This is a genomic window from Streptomyces sp. cmx-18-6, assembly GCF_046548915.1.
Classification (GTDB): Bacteria; Actinomycetota; Actinomycetes; order Streptomycetales; family Streptomycetaceae; genus Streptomyces.
Genome location: NZ_JAEBEP010000015.1, coordinates 1 through 22,156, shown reverse-complemented (window position 1 = coordinate 22,156; position 22,156 = coordinate 1). Strand labels below are relative to the sequence as shown.

The 22,156-nt window shown below is 72.7% G+C and carries 24 protein-coding genes and 1 pseudogene; 10 read left to right on the top strand and 15 right to left on the bottom strand.

Going from position 1 to position 22,156, the window contains the following annotated elements:
• Positions 1-231 precede the first annotated feature (231 nt).
• The 3 genes from ACLJPL_RS28555 (at position 232) to ACLJPL_RS28545 (ending at position 3,710) form a co-directional block, all read left to right on the top strand.
• Positions 232-1,287: a winged helix DNA-binding domain-containing protein gene (locus ACLJPL_RS28555; protein ID WP_411083825.1), complete on the top strand. Its 1,056-nt coding sequence runs from the start codon at positions 232-234 to the stop codon at positions 1,285-1,287.
• 70 nt (positions 1,288-1,357) lie between these two features.
• A complete protein-coding gene (locus ACLJPL_RS28550) occupies positions 1,358-1,846 on the top strand; it encodes a MarR family winged helix-turn-helix transcriptional regulator (RefSeq protein WP_411083824.1) in 489 nt (162 codons plus the stop codon).
• A 316-nt stretch (positions 1,847-2,162) separates the two neighbouring features.
• The gene (locus ACLJPL_RS28545; protein WP_411083823.1) at positions 2,163-3,710 is read left to right on the top strand and encodes an MFS transporter; all 1,548 of its coding nucleotides are present in this window, start codon (positions 2,163-2,165) and stop codon (positions 3,708-3,710) included.
• 10 nt (positions 3,711-3,720) lie between these two features.
• Here ACLJPL_RS28545 and ACLJPL_RS28540 read toward each other — a convergent pair whose 3' ends face one another.
• Positions 3,721-4,422, bottom strand: coding sequence for a TetR/AcrR family transcriptional regulator (locus tag ACLJPL_RS28540; RefSeq protein WP_411083822.1), 702 nt, complete (start codon positions 4,420-4,422; stop codon positions 3,721-3,723).
• 60 nt (positions 4,423-4,482) lie between these two features.
• Positions 4,483-5,256: a TetR/AcrR family transcriptional regulator C-terminal domain-containing protein gene (locus tag ACLJPL_RS28535; RefSeq protein WP_411083821.1), complete on the bottom strand. Its 774-nt coding sequence runs from the start codon at positions 5,254-5,256 to the stop codon at positions 4,483-4,485.
• 113 nt (positions 5,257-5,369) lie between these two features.
• Between ACLJPL_RS28535 and ACLJPL_RS28530 the strand changes: the two genes are divergently transcribed.
• A complete protein-coding gene (locus ACLJPL_RS28530) occupies positions 5,370-6,419 on the top strand; it encodes an ATP-binding cassette domain-containing protein (RefSeq protein WP_411083820.1) in 1,050 nt (349 codons plus the stop codon).
• A complete protein-coding gene (locus tag ACLJPL_RS28525; protein WP_411083819.1) occupies positions 6,412-7,197 on the top strand; it encodes an ABC transporter permease in 786 nt (261 codons plus the stop codon). Before ACLJPL_RS28530 ends, ACLJPL_RS28525 begins: the two co-directional genes overlap by 8 nt.
• A 57-nt stretch (positions 7,198-7,254) precedes the next feature.
• Here the strand turns inward: ACLJPL_RS28525 and ACLJPL_RS28520 are convergent, their stop codons facing one another.
• From ACLJPL_RS28520 to ACLJPL_RS28510, 3 genes are all read right to left on the bottom strand, one after another.
• Positions 7,255-8,505 (bottom strand): GNAT family N-acetyltransferase, encoded by a 1,251-nt coding sequence (locus ACLJPL_RS28520; protein ID WP_411083818.1) that lies wholly within the window; start codon positions 8,503-8,505, stop codon positions 7,255-7,257.
• Between the two features lie 24 nt (positions 8,506-8,529).
• A complete protein-coding gene (locus ACLJPL_RS28515; RefSeq protein ID WP_411083817.1) occupies positions 8,530-9,504 on the bottom strand; it encodes an asparaginase in 975 nt (324 codons plus the stop codon).
• A 144-nt stretch (positions 9,505-9,648) separates the two neighbouring features.
• Positions 9,649-10,293 carry an ABC transporter substrate-binding protein gene (locus tag ACLJPL_RS28510; RefSeq protein ID WP_411083816.1) on the bottom strand — a complete coding sequence of 215 codons (645 nt, stop codon included), beginning with the start codon at positions 10,291-10,293 and terminating at the stop codon, positions 9,649-9,651.
• Between the two features lie 115 nt (positions 10,294-10,408).
• Here ACLJPL_RS28510 and dtd point away from each other — a divergent pair, with 115 nt between their 5' ends.
• Positions 10,409-10,858 (top strand): D-aminoacyl-tRNA deacylase, encoded by a 450-nt coding sequence (gene dtd / locus ACLJPL_RS28505; RefSeq protein ID WP_411083815.1) that lies wholly within the window; start codon positions 10,409-10,411, stop codon positions 10,856-10,858.
• A gap of 85 nt (positions 10,859-10,943) precedes the next feature.
• Here dtd and ACLJPL_RS28500 read toward each other — a convergent pair whose 3' ends face one another.
• From ACLJPL_RS28500 to ACLJPL_RS28490, 3 genes are read right to left on the bottom strand one after another with little or no spacing between them, the layout of a single operon-like run.
• Positions 10,944-11,909 (bottom strand): YgfZ/GcvT domain-containing protein, encoded by a 966-nt coding sequence (locus tag ACLJPL_RS28500; RefSeq protein WP_411083814.1) that lies wholly within the window; start codon positions 11,907-11,909, stop codon positions 10,944-10,946.
• Positions 11,910-11,919: 10 nt separating this feature from the next.
• Complete coding sequence (locus ACLJPL_RS28495; RefSeq protein ID WP_411083813.1) at positions 11,920-12,372, bottom strand: Fur family transcriptional regulator; 453 nt, start codon at positions 12,370-12,372, stop codon at positions 11,920-11,922.
• Positions 12,373-12,430: 58 nt separating this feature from the next.
• The gene (locus ACLJPL_RS28490) at positions 12,431-13,003 is read right to left on the bottom strand and encodes an FABP family protein (protein WP_411083812.1); all 573 of its coding nucleotides are present in this window, start codon (positions 13,001-13,003) and stop codon (positions 12,431-12,433) included.
• Between the two features lie 347 nt (positions 13,004-13,350).
• Here ACLJPL_RS28490 and ACLJPL_RS28485 point away from each other — a divergent pair, with 347 nt between their 5' ends.
• Complete coding sequence (locus ACLJPL_RS28485; RefSeq protein WP_411083811.1) at positions 13,351-13,713, top strand: DsrE family protein; 363 nt, start codon at positions 13,351-13,353, stop codon at positions 13,711-13,713.
• 26 nt (positions 13,714-13,739) lie between these two features.
• On the opposite strand, the gene ACLJPL_RS28480 is transcribed toward ACLJPL_RS28485, so the two are convergent.
• The 7 genes from ACLJPL_RS28480 to ACLJPL_RS28450 form a co-directional block, all read right to left on the bottom strand.
• Complete coding sequence (locus ACLJPL_RS28480; protein ID WP_411083959.1) at positions 13,740-14,033, bottom strand: DUF3099 domain-containing protein; 294 nt, start codon at positions 14,031-14,033, stop codon at positions 13,740-13,742.
• Between the two features lie 112 nt (positions 14,034-14,145).
• A complete protein-coding gene (locus ACLJPL_RS28475; protein ID WP_003968135.1) occupies positions 14,146-14,433 on the bottom strand; it encodes a DUF1416 domain-containing protein in 288 nt (95 codons plus the stop codon).
• Between the two features lie 42 nt (positions 14,434-14,475).
• A complete protein-coding gene (locus ACLJPL_RS28470; RefSeq protein ID WP_411083810.1) occupies positions 14,476-15,315 on the bottom strand; it encodes a sulfurtransferase in 840 nt (279 codons plus the stop codon).
• 555 nt (positions 15,316-15,870) lie between these two features.
• Positions 15,871-16,572, bottom strand: coding sequence for a DUF2993 domain-containing protein (locus tag ACLJPL_RS28465; protein ID WP_411083809.1), 702 nt, complete (start codon positions 16,570-16,572; stop codon positions 15,871-15,873).
• Positions 16,573-16,732: 160 nt separating this feature from the next.
• Positions 16,733-18,220: a hypothetical protein gene (locus ACLJPL_RS28460; RefSeq protein WP_411083808.1), complete on the bottom strand. Its 1,488-nt coding sequence runs from the start codon at positions 18,218-18,220 to the stop codon at positions 16,733-16,735.
• A 10-nt stretch (positions 18,221-18,230) separates the two neighbouring features.
• Positions 18,231-18,485 carry a MoaD/ThiS family protein gene (locus ACLJPL_RS28455; protein ID WP_018490344.1) on the bottom strand — a complete coding sequence of 85 codons (255 nt, stop codon included), beginning with the start codon at positions 18,483-18,485 and terminating at the stop codon, positions 18,231-18,233.
• Positions 18,486-18,543: 58 nt separating this feature from the next.
• Complete coding sequence (locus ACLJPL_RS28450) at positions 18,544-19,410, bottom strand: alpha/beta hydrolase (RefSeq protein WP_411083807.1); 867 nt, start codon at positions 19,408-19,410, stop codon at positions 18,544-18,546.
• A 384-nt stretch (positions 19,411-19,794) separates the two neighbouring features.
• On the opposite strand from ACLJPL_RS28450, the gene ACLJPL_RS28445 reads away from it, so the two are divergent.
• The 3 genes and pseudogenes from ACLJPL_RS28445 to ACLJPL_RS28435 all read left to right on the top strand — a co-directional run.
• Positions 19,795-20,601 (top strand): response regulator transcription factor, encoded by an 807-nt coding sequence (locus ACLJPL_RS28445; protein WP_411083806.1) that lies wholly within the window; start codon positions 19,795-19,797, stop codon positions 20,599-20,601.
• A gap of 24 nt (positions 20,602-20,625) precedes the next feature.
• Positions 20,626-21,666, top strand: coding sequence for a LacI family DNA-binding transcriptional regulator (locus ACLJPL_RS28440; protein WP_411083805.1), 1,041 nt, complete (start codon positions 20,626-20,628; stop codon positions 21,664-21,666).
• A gap of 366 nt (positions 21,667-22,032) precedes the next feature.
• Positions 22,033-22,156, top strand: a pseudogene (locus ACLJPL_RS28435) (QacE family quaternary ammonium compound efflux SMR transporter); the annotation flags it as partial.

Sequence of the window (22,156 nt, the reverse complement as noted above, 5' to 3'; positions counted from 1 at the left end):
GCACCTCGGCCAGCACCCGAGGCAGCACAGCGATCAGCACCTCGACCGGCACCCGAGGCAGCACAGCGGCCAGCACCTCAGCCGGCACCCGAGGCAACACAGCGGCCAGCACCTCGACCGGCACCCGGCGCAGCGCCGCAGAAGCGAAGCCGTAGGCCGGGCCCCGGTGCCAAGAGCCGGGCCCCCGTCCTCAGCCCCCGCGCGCTCAACCGGGCCACCCTCGCCCGGCAGTTGCTGCTGGAGCGGGCCGACGTACCGGCCCTCGACGCCGTCGCCCACCTCGGCGGGCTCCAGGCGCAGGAACCGCAGGAGCCGTTCACCGGGCTCTGGTCGCGGCTGCGCTCGTTCGAACCGGCGGCGCTCTGCGACCTGCTGACCGAGCGGCGCGTCGTACGCACCCATCTCATGCGCCGCACGGTCCACCTCCTCGCCGCCGAGGACGTCCTCGCCTGGCGGGCCCGCCACAACGCCATGCTGCGGCAGCGGGTGCTCGGGGTCTACCGCCGCGAGCTCGAAGGGGTCGATCTCGACGAACTCGCCGCTGCGGGGCGGGAGGTGCTGGCCGATGGCGAGCCGCGCTCGATGGCCGAGCTCGCCCGTGCGGTGGCCGACCGCTGGCCGGAGCCGGGTGCCCGGCCCCTGGGCGAGATGCTGGTCGCCGGCGTCCTGACGATGGTGCAGCTGCCGCCGCGCGGGCTGTGGCGCACGAAGGCGGGGGTGCGCAACGCCCTGGTCTCCTCCTGGCTGGGGCGCGAGATCGACCCGCTGCCCGCTGACGGCTCCGATCCGGTGGGCCAGACCCTGGTACGGCGCTACCTCGCCGCGTACGGTCCCGCCGCCACCGCCGACGTACGCGCCTGGTCCGGTCTCGCCGGGCTGCCGGCCGCGGTCTCCGCCGTGCGCGAGGAGCTGGTCTCCTTCCGCGACGAGCGCGGCCGGGAGCTGCTGGACCTGCCCGACGCGCCGCGCCCGGACGCCGACACCCCCGCCCCGGTACGGTTCCTGCCGGCGTTCGACAACGCGATCCTCGGCTACGACGACCGGACCCGGATCATCGACGACGCCCACCGCGGCCTGTCGGTCACCGGGGCGCGCGTCGTCCTGGTCGACGGCCGCGTGGCCGCGACCTGGGACGTGGACGCGGAGACGGACACCGTCACGGTCACCCTGCTGGGCCCCTTCTCCCGCGCCGACCGCACCGCCGTGGCCGAGGAGGGGCGGGAGCTGGCGGCGTTCCTCTCCGAGGGCGCGAGTCATCGCGTCCGGGTCGTCGCGTCGCCCGGTTGAGCGGCGGGGGCGGGGGCGGGTCATCCCTTTCCGGACGATCCACCACAGATCGAATGGTTACGCTGGCTGCATGACCGCCATGACGCCCGCCCGCACCGCGCCCGATCTCTCCTTCCTCCTCGATCACACCAGCCATGTCCTGCGGACCAGGATGTCCGCGGCCCTCGGGGAGATCGGCCTGACCGCCCGGATGCACTGCGTCCTGGTCCACGCCCTGGGGGAGGAGCGCACCCAGATCCAGCTCGCCGAGATCGGCGACATGGACAAGACCACGATGGTGGTGACGGTGGACGCCCTGGAGAGCGCCGGTCTGGCCGAGCGCCGCCCCTCCAGCCGGGACCGGCGGGCCCGGATCATCGCGGTCACCGACGAGGGCGCGGCGGTCGCCGCGCAGAGCCAGGCGATCGTCGACCGGGTCCATGAGGAGGCCCTGGGCTCGTTGGCCGCGAGCGACCGCGCGTCCCTGCTCCGGGCGCTGAACGCCCTGGCCGTGGACCACCTGGCCACACCCTCGGAATCCCCCCGGCAGGTCCGCCGCGCACGCCAGCCCAAGACGTGACGGCCGGGCCGGGCCGGGCCAAGAAGGGACATGCCGGGGCCTGGAAGCGCCCCCCTGCCCGAGAACTGACGCCCCGGCCCGGGAAGGGACACGCCGACCCGAGAACTGACGCCCCGGCCCGGGAAGGGGCACGCCGACCCACGAAGTGACGCCCCGATCCGGGAAGGGGCACGCCGACCTGAGAAGTGACGCCCCGGCCCCCACGCCGACCCTCCACAGGCGGCACGGCAGAGGAAAGAAGAACCCAAGAAGATAGTCCGCAACAAAACCATCTGCTACGGTCTCTCCTGTCAGCTCGACCGACAGGAGAAGTCCCATGTCCGCCACCACCCCGCGTCGCGCGCCCGCCCCGGAAGCGACCGAAGCGACCGAAGCGACCGAAGCCCCCACCGCCCCCGCCACCGAACCCCCGCCCCCGCTCACCCCCCGGGCCCGGACGGCGGCGCTCGCGGTGATCGCCACGGGGATGCTGATGATCGTTCTCGACAGCTCCATCGTGACCGTCGCGATGCCGGCCATCCAGGACGATCTGGGCTTCACGCCCGCCGGCCTCAGCTGGGTGGTCAACGCCTACCTCATCGCCTTCGGCAGCCTGCTCCTCCTCGCCGGACGGCTCGGCGACCTGATCGGCCGCAAGCCGATGTTCCTGGCCGGGACCGCCCTGTTCACCGCGGCCTCGCTGGTGGCGGGGGCCGCCGCCTCCCCCGCCGTACTGATCGCCGCCCGGTTCGCGCAGGGCGTCGGCTGCGCGATGAGCGCCGCCGTGGCCCTCGGCATCCTGGTCACCCTGTTCACCGAACCGGCCGAACGCGCCCGCGCCTTCGGCGTGTTCGCCTTCACCGGAGCCGCCGGGGCGTCCATCGGGCAGGTGCTCGGGGGCGTGCTCACCGACGCGCTGGACTGGCACTGGATCTTCTTCATCAACCTGCCGATCGGCCTGGCCGTCTTCCTGGTCGCCCTGCGCGTCCTGCCCGCCGACCGGGGCCTGGGCCTCGCGGCCGGCGCGGACGTGGCGGGGGCCCTGCTCGTCACCGCCGGCCTGATGCTCGGGATCTACACCGTCATCGAGGTGGAGACGTACGGGTGGGTCTCGGCGCACACCCTGGGCCTCGGCGCGCTCGCCCTCGTCCTGCTGGCCGGGTTCGTCGTCCGCCAGGCCACCGCCCGGACCCCGCTGATGCCCCTGCGCATCCTGCGCTCGCGCAACGTGTCCGGGGCCAACCTGGTCCAGGTCCTCATGGTGGCCGCGCTGTTCTCGTTCCAGATCATCGTCGCCCTGTACCTCCAGAAGGTCCTTGGCTACGGGGCCGCCGCCACCGGATTCGCGCTGCTTCCGGCCGCCGTCGTCATCGGGTCCGTATCGCTCGGGTTCTCGGCACGGCTCTGCGCCCGCTTCGGTGAGCGGACCGTCCTGCTGACCGGGATCGCGCTGCTGATCGTGGCCCTCGGCCTGCTCACCCGGCTGCCGGTGCGCGCGGACTACGTGAGTGATCTGCTCCCGGTGATGCTGCTGGCGTCCGGCTTCGGGCTCGCGCTCCCGGCGCTGACCTCGCTCGGGATGTCGGCCGCGGGCGACGACGACGCCGGGCTCGCCTCGGGGGTCTTCAACACCACCCAGCAGGTCGGCATGGCGATCGGCGTCGCCGTCCTGTCCACCCTGGCCGCCGGGCGGACCGAGGCCCTCAGCGCCGCGGGCCACTCCGCCGCCGAGGCCCTGACCAGCGGCTACCGGCTCGCGTTCACGGTCGGCGCGGCACTCCTCGCCGCCGCCTTCGTCGTCGCGCTCCTGATGCTGCGCCGCGAACCGGCCACCGCCGCCACCGTCACCGCCGCGCAGAAGGCCACCGGCGCGACGACCCCGTGACCCGGGGGGCTCACCCCTCCGGCTCCAGCCCTCTCCGCAGCTGTACGAACGCCTCCTCGGCCGACTGCACCGCACCCGCGTACACCTGGTCGGCGCTCTCCCCCGCGTCGATCCGCCGCCAGTTCTCCTCGGCCAGGATGCGCAGGACGGCGATGACCTGCCCGGCCGCGAGGCGCGCGGGCACCTCGCCGCCCAGGGCGCGGGCGAGCGCCGCCTCGGAGCGGCCCTGGTAGGCGTACAGGCGGGCCACCAGCGCCGGCGTCCCGTACAACAGCCGGTGGAACGCCAGGACTTCGGGGGCGTCGGACAGTCCGGTCACCGGGTCGCGCCGGTCGAGGCGGTCCAGGAAGTGGCGGCGCAGCGCGTCCAGCGGGCTGTCACCGGGCGCCCGGCCGGCGACCACGCAGGCCGCCTCGTCCTCGTGGTCGGCGAACCGGTGCAGCGCCAGGTCCTCCTTGGCGGGGAAGTACCGGAACAGCGTCGGCTTGGAGATGTCCGCCGCGGCCGCCACCTCCGCGACCGAGACCTTGTCGAAGCCCCGCTCCAGGAACATCGCGATGGCGGCGTCGGAGATCGCCCGGTACGTCAGCTGCTTCTTCCGCTCCCGCAGACTGACCCGGACCGGGGCCGGGTCCGGCGCCCCTTCCCCCACCGCCCCGGCGGCGCTTCCGTTTCCGTTCCCGCCGCCGGCCTTCTCTCCGCTCATGACCATGAAGCGTACGCCCTTGACCTCGGCCGGACTTGCCGTCGCGCGGACGACGCCGCCGCCCGGTCAGCCGTCCTCGCCCGCACTCCGGATCAGCACCTCGATCCCGTCCAGCAGGGTCGCGAGGCCGAAGGTGAACTCGTAGTCGGGGTCGTCCGGTTCGCTCATCACGCCGGAGGCCAGCAGCCGGTGGACGGCGGGGTGGCGCTCGGGGTCGACCAGCCGCCGCAGGGTGCGCTCATGGCTCGCGACCACCTCCTCGGGGGGGACGCCGCGCGCGGCGACGGCGGCGGAGAGGTCGCTCATCAACAGGGCTTCGCTGCGTACGAAGTTGGAGACCAGCAGGATCACCGAGATCTTGTCGCCCTCACCGAGCCCGCTGCCCTCCAGCGCCTGGAGCCCCTGCTCCCACCAGGCGAGCGAGTTCGGGGTGGCGGGCGGGCCGCCGATGGGGATGCGGAGGACCCAGAGGTTGGCGAGGAACTGTTCGCGCTGCCCGGTGGCCCACTCGGTGAGCGCCTCGCGCCAGCCCGCCCCGGCCTCCAGGGCGGCCAGCGGGGCCGGCGGGCCGATCGCCGCCTCCTGCATCAGGACGTACAGCTCGTCCTTGGCGGAGACGTACCGGTAGAGCGACATCGTGGAGGCGCCGACCTCCTGGGCGACCCGGCCCATCGACACGGCGGCGAGCCCCTCGGACGCCGCGACGGCCACCGCCGCCGCCACGATCCGCTCCAGGCTCAGGCCGGGCTTCGGCCCCTTCGCCGGGCGCTCCCGCAGCCCCCAGGCGGCCTCGATGGAGGCCGGCAGATCGCCGCCGCCCGCCCTGCTCTTCTCCGCCATCGCATCCCCTTGCCCACGTTCCGTGCACCCCCGTGCGCCTTGACCCCATCCTAGGGATGCGTAATGCTTACGCAGTAGCGCGTATGTCATACGCAGAAGGGGGCCGAACAACCATGATCCGCCCGGCCACGAACACCACCGCCTCGACGACGGCGACCACCGCCGCCACCACGACCACCGCTCACGGGGCGCACCCCGCCCAGCCGTCCCCGTACGCCATCGAGGCGAGCGGCCTCACCAAGTCCTACGGAAAGCCCGCCGTGCGCGTCCTCGACGGCATCGACCTCCGCGTCGAGCGCGGCAGCGTCTTCGCCCTCCTCGGCCCGAACGGCGCGGGCAAGACCACCTGCGTACGGATCCTCGCGACGCTCACCGCCGCCGACTCCGGCACCGCCCGCGTCGCGGGGTACGACGTCGTGGCCGACCGGAGCGCGGTGCGGCGGGCGATCAGCCTCACCGGGCAGTTCGCCGCCGTCGACGAGACGCAGACGGGTGAGGAGAACCTGCGGATGATGGCCCGGCTCACCGGCCTCTCCCGCGCCGCCGCCCGCCGCCGGGCCGAAGAGCTGCTGGGGCGCTTCGGCCTCACCGGCGCGGCCCGCCGGCCCGTCGTCACCTACTCCGGGGGCATGCGCCGCCGCCTGGACCTGGCCGCCGGGCTCGTCGGCTCGCCGGAGCCCGGCGTGTTCTTCCTGGACGAGCCGACGACCGGCCTCGACCCGCGCAGCCGCCAGGAACTCTGGCGGGTGGTCCGCGAACTGGCCGAGCGCGGGGCGAGCGTCCTGCTGACCACGCAGTATCTGGAGGAGGCCGACCGCCTCGCCGACCGGATCGCGCTGCTGAACAAGGGGCGCATCGCCGCCGAGGGCACCGCCGCCGACCTCAAGGGCCGGGTCGCCGGACACCGCCTCGACCTGGTCCTCACCAGCCGCGACTCCTACCTCGGGCTCGCCGGGCGCGCGGTCCACCACTCCCCCGAGACGCTGACGCTCGGGCTCCCCACGGACGGCAGCGCCGCCCACGTACGCGCCCTGCTCGACGAGATCGACCCGGCGGGCACCGAGATCGACCGCTTCACCCTGCACAGCGCGACGCTCGACGACGTGTTCCTCGCCCTCACCTCGGAGACACCGGAGACACCGGAGGCACCCGCCCATGTCTGACACCACCGCGGTCCGCCCGGGAGGGATCACCCACGCGGCCGTCCTGGCCGGCCGCAACCTGCGCATCAGCCGACGCAACACCGACGCGCTGATCATGGCCCTCGCCCTGCCGATCATGCTGATGCTGATCTTCGTCTACTTCTTCGGCGGCGCGATCGACACGGGCGCGGTCCACGACTCGTACGTCATGTACGTCGTCCCGGGCGTCATGATCCTGTGCGTCGGCTTCGGCGCGGCGACCACCGCCACGGCGGTCAGCGAGGACATGAAGGGCGGCATCATCGACCGCTTCCGCTCCCTGGACGTGGGCGGTACGCCGGTGCTCGCCGGGCATGTGGCGGCGGGCACCGTCCGCAACCTCTGCGCCACCGTCGTCGTCTTCGGCGTCGCCCTGCTGATCGGTTTCCGCCCGGCGGCCTCCTGGGACGGCTGGCTCCTCGTCGCCGCCGTCCTGGTCTCCTACATCGTGGCGCTGTCCTGGATCTCGGCGGCGGTCGGCCTGCTGGCCCGGACACCGGAGGCGGCGAGCGGCTTCACGTTCTTCATGTCCTTCCTGCCCTACCCGAGCAGCGCGTTCGTCCGGATCGAGTCGATGCCGAGCTGGCTGCACGGCTTCGCCGAGCACCAGCCGATCACCCCGGCCATCGAGTCGCTGCGCGGGCTGCTGCTGGGCGAGGCGGTGGGCAACACGCCCTGGATCGCGCTGACATGGGCCGGGGCGCTGCTCGTCGTGGCGGTCTGCGCGTCGGAGGTGCTGTTCCGCGTCCGGACCCGCTGACCACCGCATCCGGACGCCTGACCACCGCGGGCAGCGTGCCGGACACCAGCGGGCGGCTCAGAAGATGTCCGGACACCACGGCCGCCGCCCCGTACGGAAGACGGCGTCCGCCGTCCCCGCCGCCCCGGCGCGCAGCTCCTCGGCCCGTCCGAGGTCCACCAGCCGCCGCGCCGACTCGTCGCCCAGATACAGCGTGGCCAACTCCCCCACGCCCAGGGCCAGATCGGCGCTCCGGGTGGTCGTGGTGCAGCGGGCCCCGGCGGGCGAGACGTCCAGCAGGAAGCGCCCGCCGGCCGGCCCCGCGTCGTCCCGGACGTCGAGCACGAGCGACGCCTCGGTGGCGTAGGAACGGGCCTCCAGAGCGCCCGGCACGTCCAGCATCCGCAGCCACAGCCAGTCGGCGTGCGTGAGCGTCCTGGCGGCCCGGGGGTCGGGGAGCAGCAGGGGGAGCAGGTCGTCGGGGGCGCGGTAGCCGGAGCGGACGGTGGTGATCCAGTCGACCGAGCAGAGGAAGTGCCACAGCGCCCGCTCGACCGCCGGGGTGAGCGCGATCAGGTCGCGGACGGAGGCGGTGTTCAGGGGCTGCTTGGCATCGCCCCACTTGTCGTCGACCCCGTAGACCAGCAGGCCGTCGACCTCGCCGTCCGCGCCGCGGTGGACGGCGTAGAAGGGCTCGGTCCACTTCTCGTGGGCCGGGGTGTACGCCGCCCCCGTGTGCTGCTTCCACCAGCGCTCGTCGCGGCTGACGGCGCCGGGCCCGATCGCCGCGAACCGGGCGTACAGCTCGGGGCCGAGCTTGCGTACGTCGGCGGCGTCGACCATCTCGATCCGGCCGCCGTCCTCCGGCCGGCCCGACCGGCGCGGGTCGAGGCCGGTGCGCGGGACGGCGACCTCCCACTCGGTGGTCCAGGTGGCGGGGCCGAAGCCGAACCGGCCGTAGATCGGGTACTCGGCGGCGATCAGTGTGGCGACGACCTCGCCGCGCTCCTTGGCCGCCGCCAGGTCGCTCGCCATCATCCGGCTCAGCAGTCCGCGCCGGCGGTGGGTGGGCGCGACCGTCACCGCGCTGATCGCGTCGGCCGGCACGGTGGCCCCGCCCACCACGGTCAGCCGCTGGGCGAACGAACGGAACGTCGCCACGCACCGCCCGGCGTCGAACGCGCCCCGCACCCGGGAGAGGTCGGTGTGGGGCAGCCGGCTCGCCGCGTCCTCCTCGGTCGGCGTGTCCGCCACCAGGAAGCCGTTGCGCACCGCCCGCAGCCAGTCGGGGTATGCGGAGGCGGTGACCGTGCGGACGTCGAGGCTCATACCCCCACGCTACGCACGGCCCTCTCAGAATGTCGCGCGGATTTCCCCGACCTCCACCGCCCCGCCGAGCAGCGGCGAACGCCCGATCCGGGCGACCACCGGGGCGTCCACCCCGAGCAGTTCCAGGGCGCGGGCCAGGACCGGGCCGAGCGCCCGGACGGCCCCGTCGTCGATCTTGAAGGCGAGGGCCCGCCCGTCCGCCAGCGCGACCGCCTGCACGGCCTCGGCGCCCATCTTGGAGAGGGTCCCCGGGACCTCGCTCATCAGCCAGGTGTCCGGGCGGCGGGTGCCCGCCACGTACTGGGGGTGGGCGCGCATGGCGTCCGCGACCCGCCGCTCGGCGCTCCCCGGCTCCGCCAGCACGAACGACCGGAACGCGCGGGCCAGTCCGGTCAGCCCGATCGCCATCAGCGGGGCCCCGCAGCCGTCCGTGCCGAGGGCCGCGACCGGCTCACCGGCCGCCTCGGCGACGACCTGGCCGACGAGGAGCTGGAGCGGGTGGGCGGGGTCGAGGTAGCTCGTGGTGTCCCAGCCGTTGCGGACGCAGACGGCGAGCATGGCGGCGTGCTTGCCGGAGCAGTTCATGGTGATCCGCTCGCGTACGTTCCCGGCGGCGAGGTACGCCTCCGCGGCGACCGGGTCCAGCGGCAGGTCGGGCGGGGTCTGGAGGTCGTCGACGCTCAGCCCGTGCTCCGCGAGCATCCTGGCGACGAGTTCCAGGTGGAAGGGCTCCCCCGAGTGACTGGCCGCCGCCAGCGCCAGCCGCTCCCCGGACAGGTCCAGGCCCGCCCGGAGGATCGCGGCGGCCTGCATCGGCTTGTTGGAGGACCGGGGGAAGACCGGGGCGGCGGGGTCCCCGAGGGACCACTGCACGCTCCCGTCAGCGGCGAGCAGGACCAGCGAACCCCGATGGCGTCCCTCGGTGAACCCGGACCGTACGACCTCGGCCAGCACGGGCGGGGCGGGGGCTATCGCGACAGGGGCGTCGGTCGACGTCATGGTGGCCTTCCGGAGACGGTCGGTAGGGGACCCGCCGCCCGGAGGGAAGGGCCGGAGCGGTCGGGCGGATACGGGAGACCCGCCGCCCGGAAGGATCGGCCGGACGGGCGGGGTGCGGGACCCGCCGCGCCCGGAAGGGTCGCTTCAGGCGAGCAGGTCGTCCACTTGGGCTTCCCCGTCACGGTACCTGCGGGCGATCTCCGCGCTGCAATCGTCGGTGGTGCGCTGGAGCTCGTGACGGCGTCGGGAGACCTCCTGCTCGTACCGCACGAGGCGGCCCATCGCGTCGTGCAGCTCCTCGTCCGTCCGGGCGTCCAGGTCGGAGAGCTCGACCTCGGCCAGGTTCTCGGCGGCGAGCCGCCGGAACTCGTCGCCGCGCGGCGTCGTCAGCGTGACGTGCCGGGCGGAGGAGCGGTGCCGGGAGGGGGTGTCGGCCAGGATCTCCGAGAGCCGGTCCACCACCGGCGTCTCCGGCACGGGCGCGTCGGGGTCCCTCCGGCGGGCCAGCTCGGCGCGGAGGATGTCGATCCGGCCCTGGACCAGCCGGCGTACGTAACTGAGGTCGGCCTCGTCCCGCTGCGCGTCCCGGCGCAGCGTCCGCAGCTCCGGCAGCCGCAGCCCGCCGAACCCGGCCGCGCCGCCGCTCTGCTCGGGCACGGAAGCGCGCCCGGGCCGCAGGGGTCTCACGGGTGAGTGCAGGGTGGTGATACGGGCTCCGGGACCGGTACCGGTGCTGATATGCGCTCCCGGTACGGGCCCGGGAGATTGTCCGGCTCCATAGGTGCTCATGCTGTTCCGTCCCCTCGACCGGTGCGTCGGCACACCGACATCGTGCATGGTGCCACCCTGCACGGTGCCCCCGCAGACACTCTGTACCCGTTCAGCCCAAGATAGGTTGGTCTGTATGCGTGCAGTGGTACAGAGAGTGGACGGCGCGAGCGTCTCGGCAGCCGGGACGGGCCACGACCCGTCGGCGCACGGGACGGTCGGCGAGATCATCGGCGAAGGCTTGTGCGTACTGGTCGGAGTCACCCATGGGGACACCCCTGAGAAGGCGGCGCAACTGGCCCGCAAGCTCTGGTCGGTCCGCATTCTGGAGGGCGAGAAGTCCTGTTCGGATGTGAATGCCCCCCTCCTGGTGATTTCGCAGTTCACCCTCTACGGGGACGCCCGGAAGGGCCGCCGCCCCACCTGGAACGCGGCGGCGCCCGGCGAGATCGCCGAACCGCTGGTGGACGAGGTGGTGGACCGGCTGCGGGCCCTGGGCGCGGAGGTGGCGACGGGCCGGTTCGGAGCGGACATGCGGGTGACGCTCACGAACCAGGGCCCGTTCACGGTGATCATCGAGGTGTAGGGCGGGTCCGCGGACCCTGACCGGGTCCGCGACTCCCCGCGCCTCCGGTCCTGATCCGCCGGACACCCCCTGGGGCGTCGGCCTCTCAGGGCTCGACCACCGTCTCCTGGGCCGCCGCCGTGTCCCCGGCGATCAGTTCCGCGTCCACCGCCACGTTCCGCTTGATCAGCGCCAGTGCGATCGGGCCCAGCTCGTGGTGGCGGGCCGAGGTGGTGATGAAGCCGAGCTGGCGGCCCTCCTCGCCATCGGCGGCCAGCCGTACCGGCGTCCCGTGGCCCGGGAGGAGCACCTCGCTGCCGTCCAGGTGCAGGAAGACCAGCCGGCGCGGCGGCTTCCCCAGGTTGTGGACGCGGGCGACGGTCTCCTGGCCCCGGTAGCAGCCCTTCTGGAGGTGGACGGCGGTGCCGATCCAGCCCAGCTCGTGCGGGATGGTGCGGTGGTCGGTCTCGAAGCCGACGCGCGGCCGGTGCGCCTCGACGCGCAGGGCCTCGTACGCCAGGATGCCGACCGCCGGGCCGTTGGCGGCGGCGTACGCCTCCAGGTCGGCGCGCGGCAGGAACAGGTCCCGGCCCTGCGCGGTCTCCCGTACGGTCACGCCGTCCGGGGCCTCCGCGATGGAACCGGCGGGCAGGTGCACGACCGCGGTGTCCTCGGTGCGGTCGGCGACCTCGACCCGGTAGAAGAACTTCATCGACTCCAGATAGGCGATCAGATCGCCCTGGGCGCCGGGTTCCACGTGCATCCACACCGTCGTCCCGTCGTCGACGAGGTACATGGCGTGCTCGATGTGGCCGTTGGCGGAGAGGATCAGGGCCTCGGTGGCCTGGTGCGGGGCGAGGTCGCTGACGTGCTGGGTGAGCAGCAGGTGCAGCCAGCCGAGCCGGTCGTCGCCGGTGACGGCGACGACACCGCGGTGGGAGAGGTCGACGAGGCCGTTCCCATCGGCGAGGGCGCGTTGCTCGCGGAACAGGTCGCCGTAGTGCGCGGCGACTCCTTCGTCGCGGCCCTCGGCGGCGACGGCGCCGGGCAGGGACAGCAGGGGGCTCTTCATGCCGCCCAGCCTACGACCCGGGCTTCCCGTCCCTCGCGGCCGTCCTCGCGGCCGTACAGGACTTGCAGCGCCCGAAGATGGCGAAGTGCTTCATATCGGTCTCGAAGCCGAAGTCCGCGCGCAGCTTCTCGGTGAACTCGGCGACGACGGAGAGGTCCGCCTCGATGACGCCCTCGCAGTCCCGGCAGACCAGGTGGATGTGGTGGTGGCGGTCGGCCAGGTGGTACGTCGGGGCGCCGTGCCCGAGGTGGGCGTGGCTGACCAGCCCGAGCTCCTCCAGGAGCTCCAGGGTCCGGTACACCGTGGAGATGTTCACCCCGGACGCGGTCTTGCGCACCTCGCACAGGATGTCGTCCGGAGTCGCGTGCTCCAGCGCGTCCACGGCCTCCAGGACGAGCTGGCGCTGGGGCGTCAGCCGGTAGCCGCGCTGCCGAAGATCGGTCTTCCAGTCGGTGCTCACCACAGGCCCAGTGTAGGGCGGGGCGAGCACCGGGCAGGAGTACGCGTTCCGTGCGGGCCCCCTACTTGAAGAACGCGATGCCGTCGTCCGGCATGTCCTCGAGGTTCCTCGCCATCTCGGCGACCTCCTCCGGGGTGACGACCTTCTTCAGGTGCGCCGACATGTACGGGCGGAGCTCGACCTCGGGGGTCGCCTTCTCGCCGACCCACATCAGGTCGCTCTTCACGTACCCGTAGAGACGCTTGCCCCCGCTGTACGGGCCGGAGGCCGCCGTGCGGGCCACCGCGTCGGTGACCAGGTCGATCTGCGGCTTCTGGTCCGCGAGCTCGCCGTACCAGATCTCGACGACGCCCTGGTCGCGGACCATGACGACCTCGACCTTGCGGTCCTTGTCGATGCGCCAGTAGCCGGACTCCGACTCCAGCGGGCGGACCTGGTTGCCGTCCGCGTCCAGCACCCAGCTGTGGGAGACGTACTCCAGGAAGTCGCGGCCGTCGTGGCTGAAGGTGACTTCCTGGCCGAAGTTGCACTTCTCGGCGCCGGGGAAGTCGGAAACGCCCGCGCCCGCCCACTTGCCGATGAGGAAGGCCAGCGGGACGAGGTCCGGGTGGAGGTCGGACGGAATCTCGATCATGAGCGGCTCAGACGATCTGTGAGGGAGGGGCGGAACGATCGGGTGGGGCGAGGGTCAGCGCTGGCCCTGGTACAGCTTCTTCACGGCGACCACCGTGAAGGCGAGTACGCCGACGCAGACCAGGATCAGCAGGGAGGTGAAGAATGCCTCAAGCACGGGGGCTCCTCGGAACGAGCGGTATGGCGGCAGTACAGGGCCGGTGCCCAGCCTAATGGGTGGGGGCCCGGCCCACGCGTCCAGGGATGGGCCGGGCGGCCGCACCGCCGGCCCCCTCCTCCCCGCTCCACCCGCTCATCCCCGTCATCCCCACCCCTCCCCGTCCCTCCCCGGCGATTAGAGTTCCGCCCATGCCGAAGAAGCTCGTGATCAAGGTGACCGCCGGGGCCGATTCCGCCGAGCGCTGCTCGCAGGCGTTCACCGTGGCGGCCGTGGCCGTCGCCAGTGGCGTGGAGGTCTCGCTCTGGCTGACCGGTGAGTCCGCGTGGTTCGCGCTGCCGGGCCGGGCCGCCGAGTTCGAGCTCCCGCACGCCGCCCCGCTGCCGGACCTGCTCGACTCGATCCTGGCGGGCGGCCGGGTCACCCTCTGCACGCAGTGCGCGGCCCGGCGCGAGATCACCGAGAAGGACGTGCTGGAGGGCGTACGGATCGCGGGGGCGCAGGTCTTCGTGCAGGAGGCCATGGCGGAGGGGACGCAGGCGCTCGTGTACTGATCCGGCCGGGGGACGCCTTCCGTCCCTCAGTACCGCTTCTTCCCGTCCAGCTCGTCCCACCACTCGTCCGACTTCGGGTCGCCGGAGGGGTCGTCCCACCAGCGGTCCTCCGGGCCGCGCCGGTTGGCGAGCACCGCCGCGACGGGCGGGATCACCATGGCGACCAGGCACATGGCGACGGCCGCCGGCATCGACCACAGGCGCACGACGGCCCAGGCGGAGACGAAGAGGACGACGCAGCCGCCCATCATCCAGAAGTAGCCGCGCCGGCGTCGGGCGTACATATCTCCAGCGTAGGACCGTTCGCGGGCCCGGAACAGGACGGCGCGAAGGGCCGCACCCCGCGTCAGGTGGCGTCCAACCCCCTGGGGTGCGGCCCTCCGGCCGTTCTGTGCCGTGGACCGGCCATGCCGTGGATCGGACGGCGGTGGATCAGACGGCGATCGCGACCTCGGAGAGTCCGCCGGTCTGCGCGACGACCGTGCGGTCCGCGCTGCCGCCCGGGACCAGGGCGCGGAGCGTCCAGGTGCCCTCGGCCGCGTAGAAGCGGAACTGTCCGGTCGCCGAGGTCGGGACCTCGGCGGTGAACTCGCCGGTCGAGTCCAGCAGGCGTACGTAACCGGTGACGGGCTCGCCGTCGCGGGTCACGCTGCCCTGGATGGTGGTCTCACCGGGCTTGATCGTCGAAGCGTCGGGGCCGCCGGCCTGTGCTCCACACATGGTGTTCTGTCCTTCTGGTCAAAGTGGTGCTGGTCGGACGGATTACTTGTTGGCGCCGAGCTCGATCGGCACGCCGACGAGGGAGCCGTACTCGGTCCACGAACCGTCGTAGTTCTTGACGTTCTCCTGGCCGAGCAGCTCGTGCAGGACGAACCAGGTGAGCGCGGAGCGCTCACCGATGCGGCAGTACGCGATGGTGTCCTTCGCCAGGTCGACCTGCTCGTCCTCGTAGAGGGCCTTGAGCTCGTCGTCCGACTTGAAGGTGCCGTCGTCGTTGGCGTTCTTCGACCACGGGATGTTGCGGGCGCTCGGCACGTGGCCGGGGCGCTGCGACTGCTCCTGCGGGAGGTGCGCCGGGGCGAGCAGCTTGCCGCTGAACTCGTCGGGCGAACGCACGTCGACCAGGTTCTGGCTGCCGATGGCCTTCACGACGTCGTCGCGGTAGGCGCGGATGGACTCGTCCTGCGGCTTGGCCTTGTACTCGGTGGCCGGGCGCGTGGGGACGGCGTCGGTCAGGTCGCGGGAGTCCAGCTCCCACTTCTTGCGGCCGCCGTCGAGGAGCTTGACGTTCTCGTGGCCGTACAGCTTGAAGTACCAGTACGCGTACGACGCGAACCAGTTGTTGTTGCCGCCGTAGAGGACGACCAGCGTGTCGTTGCCGATGCCCTTCTCGCTGAGCAGCTTCTCGAAGCCGGCCTGGTCCACGAAGTCCCGGCGCACCGGGTCCTGGAGGTCCTTGGTCCAGTCGATCCGGATCGCGTTCTTGATGTGGTTCTTCTCGTACGCGGAGGTGTCCTCGTCGACCTCGACGATGGCGACCTCGGGGTCGTCGATGTGGGCCTCGACCCAGTCGGCGTCTACCAGGACGTCGCTGCGGCTCATGTTGTTCTCCTCCGGGGCAGTCTGCGGCGGGTGGTGCGAGATGCGGAGTGATGCTGCGGGGGTGCGGGTATACACGCGGACGGAGCGCGGCGCGTACGGGGCACGGGGGCCGGCCCTGACGGTGGTCGAAGGGCCGGGGAGGAGCGGGACGGTGCGAACGGGCCCGCTCAGGAGGTGCGACAGAGCATGGCGGCGATGCGGCACAGGTCTACTGCCCGCCGCTTCGTGAGATCCGCCTGTCGCTTCATGGGTCCGATCGTAGGGAGGTACGGGCGGAGATGTCACCGTCGTGTCGGATACTGAGACGCGATCATCCATGATGCGAGACGGGAGAAGGTGAGACGCGCCGCGGGGGCGGTTCGCGGCCGCACTTTGTCCGTGGTGCATCTACAGAACGGACGTCGGCGTCTCATCATCCGGCCGCCCGGCCGACCGGACGACCGGACGCGGCGTCCTCGGCTCGTAGCCCGTAGTCCGTGGCCCGTAGTCTGTAGTCCGTAGTCCGGCCGGTGCGGTGCGGTGCTCTCAGTCCGCAGTCCGTCCCGCGCGGCGTCCTCAGTCCATCAGCGAGACGTTCGAGCCGTTCAGGTCGATCTCCAGGCCCTTCTCGGTCACCTGGATCTTCTGGAGCTCCAGCCCCTTCGGCAGCCCGTCCACGTCGCCCTGGAAGTCCGTCCTGGTGCGGACCAGGTCCTCCACCCCGGGGATGCCCTCTCCCGGCACCTCGTCCGCGCGCACCTTGATCGTGTGGCCGTCGACCCGGGTCACGGTGGACAGGACGCTGCGGGAGATCGGGCGGCCCAGGATCTCGACCGTGCCGGTGACCTTGACCTTGCCGTCGCCCCCGTACGCGACGGTGACGCCCTTCTCGGCCGCCGCCGTCAGGTCCTCGTACGAGACGACGGCCGTGCCGGTGGCGCGGGCGGCCGTGGCGGTGGAGTAGCCCGAGCCGAGCTTCACGTCCCGCAGCTGCGCCCGCACCTCGCCGACCCGTATGGCACGGCCCGCGGCCTCGGTCCTGATGTCCGTGAGGGTGACGTCGACCCGGTCCAGCTCCGATGCGGCGAGCTGGGTCAGGAAGGGGAATCCCTTGATCGATATCTCGGCCCTGCCGGCACTGCCGCCGCCCTCGGAACCGCCGGCGACGACCCGGTCCTCGGCCTCCGACTCGGCGAAATACACCGCCGCGCGGTCGGCCGCGACGAAGACGGCGCCGAGCACCACCAGCAGGACCAGCAGTATTCGCAGTGCGCGCATGTGTGTCGTTCCCCCACCCTGAGCCGTACGGTCCCCCCGGCATCCGTGAGCCTACTGCGACAGCAGGGGACGCCCCGGGTGATCGACGATCGGCGGCGCCCGATCGGTTCCCGGAGCGTGTACCCCTGTCGCGTGCGCGTATGGCCCTGTTGAGAGGACGTCAGACCAGCGCGCGGCCGATCAGGTACACCGCCGGGGCCGCCGCCGTGAGCGGCAGCGCGACCCCCGCGGTCATGTGGACGAAGCGCGACGGGTAGTCGTAGCTCGCCACCCGCAGCCCGATCAGGGCGCAGCCGCCTGCCGCGAGGCCGAGGAGCGCCCCCCGCGTGCCGTAGTCCGTCAGGCCGCCCACCGCGATGCCCGCGCCGGCGGCCGCGAGCAGCGCCACCACGACGGAGGCGACGCCCGGGAGCGGCAGCGCACGGGCCAGGACGGCGGCCGCGACCGCGACCCCGCCGACCGCCACCGCGTCCGGGAGCGCCGCGAGGTGCCCGGCGGCCAGCACCGCGAGGGCCGCCGAGACGACCGTGGCCATCAGCCCGTGCAGCCGGTCGTCGGCGCCCGCGTTGCTGCGGAGCTGGAGGACCACGGTGAGCAGCACCCAGACGCCCAGGGTCCCCAGGAGCGCGGCGGGCCCGTGCTCCCGGCCCGCCGCGAGGAGCGCGACGTCGGCGACGAGACCCCCCGCGAAGGCGAGCGCGATGCCCTGGCGGGCCGGCCACATGCCGTTGAGCCGGAACCAGCCGGCGGCCGTCAGGGCCTGGAGGAGGACGAGCGGGACGAGCAGGGCGTACGGGCCGACCGCCGCGCCGCCCGCGAGGAGCAGGCCGAGCCCGGCGGTGATCGCGGCGGGCTGCGTCCCCGGCGCGATGATCGGGGAGCGCCCCTCGGCGCGGGCCCGCTGGGCGTCGGTGATCCGGGCGTTGCCGAGGGTGGTGGGCGCGCTGTAGCCGGCGTCGTCCAGCCCCGGCCGCGGCTGCTGCGGCGGTGCGGGCTGCGGCTGCTGTACGGCCGGGGGTACGGGCTGGGTCCCGGCTGCGGGGGCCGCCGGAACCTCGGGCGGCAGCGGGAGCGAGCCGGAGGCGCCCTGCGGGGGCGGGTAGGCGGCCTCGGCGGCGGCGGGCCGGTACGGCTGCTGTCCGAAATGGGGCTGCTGGGGCTGCTGTCCGGCGTGGGGCTGCTGGGGCGTCTGGGGGTCCTGGTACGGCTGCTGGTACTGGGGTTCCTGGTACTGGGGCTGCTGGTGCTGCGGCTCCTGGTACAGCGACTGCGACTGCTGGGGCTGCTGCGGCTGCGGGTGCTGCGGCTCCCGGTACAGCGGCTGCGGAGTCCCGTACGCGCCCGGCTGCCCGGCTCCGTACGCGTCCGGCTGCCCACTCCCGTACGCGTCCGGCTGCTGCTGCCCGTATCCCTGGACCTGCCCCTGGTACGGCTCCGGGTTCCGCGGGATCGTCGGCTGGTACTGCGTGTCCCAGGTCTGGCCCTGCCACGTCTGCGTCGCGCCCTGGTCGTAGCCGCCCGGCTCCGGGGACGCGGGCGCGGCCGACTGCCCGGCCGTCCCATCGGGCCAGTACGGCTGCTGGGGCTGAGCCGGCTGCTGCTGGGGGTCGTACGGATACGGGTACTGCTGATCGCTGGTGCTGCTCATGGCCTGCGGTTCACCCTCCTGCGAACGGCGGGAGCACCTCGACCGTGCCGCCCTCGGCAAGGCGTACGGTCTCATGCCCACGGGTACCGACGGGGTTCCCGTCGATGAGGAACGAGCACCGCTGGAGCACCCGGCTCAGCTCGCCGGGGTGTCGTTCGCGTACGGCGTCGAGCGCCTCGGCGAGGGTCGCCGCCGCGTACGGCTCCTCCGCCGTGCCCGCGGCGGCCTTGGCCGCAGCCCAGTAGCGGATCGTCCCCGCTGCCATGGCGCCACTCCTTCGGTCGGTTCGTCGGACGCCTCGTGCGTCAGCTCTCCATGATGGGTCACGCGGGCGGCACGGCCGTCGCCCAGTCGGCGATCCGGCCGAGGAGAGCGTCGTCCGCCGCGTTCTCCGCGTGCCCCATGCCCCGCTCCAGCCACAGTTCCGCCCCGCCCTCCCCCGCCGCCCCGGCCAGCATCCTCGGGTGGTCCAGCGGGAAGTAGGGGTCCCGGTCGCCGTGCACGAGCAGCAGCGGGGCCGGGGCGATGAGGGGGACCGCGGCGACCGGCGGGAGCGGCACGGGGTTCCAGTCGTCGGTGGCGATCCGGGTGCGGAAGCCGTACCGCCCGACGAGCCGTCCCGAGGGCCGCGTGACCACCCAGTGCAGGCGGCGCATCGGGGCCGTACCCCGGTAGTACCAGCGCGCGGGAGAACTGACCGAGACCACCGCATCGGCATGCGCGCCGAAGTGCGCCCCCGAACGCTCCCCTGTGCGCCGGTCGCGCACCGGTGCACGACCAGCCGCCTCCCGTGCCTCCGGACCCTCTTCGCGGTCCGTATACAGAGCGCCGTGCCGGAGCGCGACCGAGCCGCCCATCGAGAACCCGACCGTAACGACCCGGGCGTGCCCGAGCGTCCGCGCCCAGGCCACCGCCGCGGCCAGGTCCAGCACCTCGCGGTCCCCCACCGTGGAGCGCCCGCCGGACCGCCCGTGGCCCCGGAACGAGAACGTGATCACGGCCGCACGCTGGGAGAACACCCGGGCGGCCCGGCGTACGGCGGGACGGTCGGCCGAGCCGGTGAACCCGTGCGCCACGACGATCGCGGGGACGTCCGCCGGCGCGCGCGGCGGGATGCTCCCGGGGCCCGCGGAACCCGCCGTACACGGTTCGTACACCGCCTCGACCGGCACCCCGTCATCGGTCAGCAATGTGGTGAATCGTGGAACCTGCGTGAGCAAGGGAACAGAAGAACTCAGGAATCGACCCTCGGTCGCGGAACTCATGTGGGTTATTCTGCTGCGAAGAGGATCCGGGCAAAGCAGCCCCCGGGTCCTTTTGTGCTTCCCGGGCGTTGTTACGGAGACGTTTCAACAAGCTCAGCGGTCCCAGGGCGCGGGACCGCACCGTAAAACCTGTATGACGAACGCCGCAGCGTGATCGCGGGGACATCGCCGTACAGCCGTACGAAGCAGTGCCGCATACTCCCCCGGGTCCGACCCGGGAGTGCCCCTCTCGCAGGGAACGAGGAGGACCGACGTAATGGGCGAGCGAACCGTGCAACACGATCGACCGAACCAGGCAGGTGGGCGGCGATGAGTTCACTGCTGCTGTTGACGAACGCACTCCAGCCGTCGACGGAGGTGCTCCCCGCCCTCGGCCTTCTGCTCCACAGCGTGCGGGTGGCCCCCGCCGAGGGCCCGGCCCTGGTGGACACCCCGGGCGCCGACGTGATCCTCATCGACGGGCGCCGCGACCTGCCCCAGGTCCGCTCGCTCTGTCAGCTGCTGCGGTCCACCGGACCCGGCTGTCCGCTGATCCTCGTCGTCACCGAGGGCGGCCTCGCGGCCGTCACCGCCGACTGGGGGATCGACGACGTCCTGCTGGACACGGCGGGGCCCGCCGAGGTGGAGGCGCGGCTGCGGCTGGCCACCGGCCGGCAGCAGATCACGTCCGACGACTCCCCGATGGAGATCCGCAACGGCGATCTCTCCGTGGACGAGGCGACGTACAGCGCGAAACTCAAGGGCCGGGTCCTGGACCTGACCTTCAAGGAATTCGAACTGCTGAAATACCTCGCCCAGCACCCGGGCCGGGTGTTCACCCGCGCCCAGCTCCTCCAGGAGGTGTGGGGCTACGACTACTTCGGCGGTACGCGGACGGTCGACGTCCATGTCCGGCGGCTGCGCGCCAAGCTCGGCCCCGAGCACGAGTCGCTGATCGGAACGGTCCGGAACGTCGGCTACCGCTTCGTCACCCCGGAGAAGGTGGAGCGCGCGGCGGAGGAGGCGAAGGAGCGGGCGGCGGCCCAGCGTCGGTCCGATGAATCCGTAGCCCGTTCGGAGCAGTCGCCTTCGGCCACGGTGGCGGAAGAAGCCCCGGTCGAGGCTGCCAAGAGGTAGGTATATCCGCGTAGACTGCCGCGCGTGGCCAAGGTGACGCGGGACGATGTGGCGAGACTGGCGGGGACGTCGACCGCAGTGGTCAGTTACGTCATCAACAACGGGCCCCGGCCGGTCGCCCCGGCCACGCGCGAGCGGGTGCTCGCCGCGATCAAGGAGCTGGGCTACCGCCCCGACCGGGTCGCCCAGGCCATGGCGTCGCGGCGGACCGACCTCATAGGCATGATCGTGCCGGACGCCCGGCAGCCCTTCTTCGCGGAGATGGCGCACGCGGTCGAACAGGCCGCCGCCGAGCGCGGAAAAATGGTGCTCGTCGGCAACTCCGACTACCGCGACGAGCGCGAGGTCCACTATCTGCGGGCCTTCCTCGGCATGCGGGTCTCCGGGCTGATCCTGGTCAGCCAGGGTCCCAGCGAGCGGGCGGCGGCGGAGATCGAGGCGTGGGACGCCCGGGTCGTCCTGCTGCACGAGCGCCCGGAGGCGATCGACGACGTCGCGGTCGTCACGGACGACGTCGGCGGCGCGCAGCTCGCCACCCGCCACCTGCTGGAACACGGTCACGCGTACGTGGCGTGCCTCGGCGGCGTGGAGTCGACCCCGGTGGTCGGCGACCCGGTCGCCGACCACGTCGAGGGGTGGCGCCGGGCGATGCACGAGTCGGGCCGCTCGACGGAGGGCCGGCTGTTCCAGGCCCCGTACAACCGTTACGACGCCTACCGCGTCGCCCTCGACCTGCTGGCCGGCCCGGACCGACCCCCGGCGATCTTCTGCGCCACGGACGACCAGGCTTTCGGGGTGCTGCGGGCGGCGCGCGAGCTGCGCATCGACGTGCCCGGGGAGCTGGCGGTCGCGGGCTTCGACGACGTGAAGGAGGCCGGGCTCACCGATCCGCCGCTGACCACGGTCTTCTCCGACCGGCCCGCGATGGCCAGGGCCGCCGTGGACCTGGTGCTGGACGACTCGCTCCGGGTCGTCGGCTCGCGGCGGGAGCGGCTGAAGCAGTTCCCCTCGGCGCTGGTGGTCCGGCGCTCGTGCGGGTGCGGGGGGCCGAACGCTTCGGCGTAGCGGCCGGCGGCCCGGGTGTGTGCGGGCCGAAAACTCAGGTACTTGCATGAGCATGTGGCTTGATGACGGGCCCGACCCCAGGGAAGCGCACCCGTGAGACCTGCGACCCTCGCCCCCTCGCACACTTCTGACCAGGGTCGACCGACCGAACCCGCGACCGTGCGGCCGACGCCTGCGAAGGTTCCGCACAGCTTCGCTTGACAACCAGATCCATGCTCATGCAAGCTTTATTCCAACGCACCGACCTCCCCGACCGGGAGGAAAGTCGCTACAAGAACTTGCACGTACAAGCAACATCTAGTGATGGGGAACCTGCCGCCCCACCACCCGCACCACCCACCCGGCCGCACAGACCAAGGACTCCTCATGCACTGGTTGCACCTCGCCGTCGCCGTCATCTTCGAGATCGCCGTCGCCATCGCCGCCGGCAAGGCCGAAGGCTTCAAGAACCGCAAGTGGACCGCCCTAACACTGATCAGCGGCGCCATCG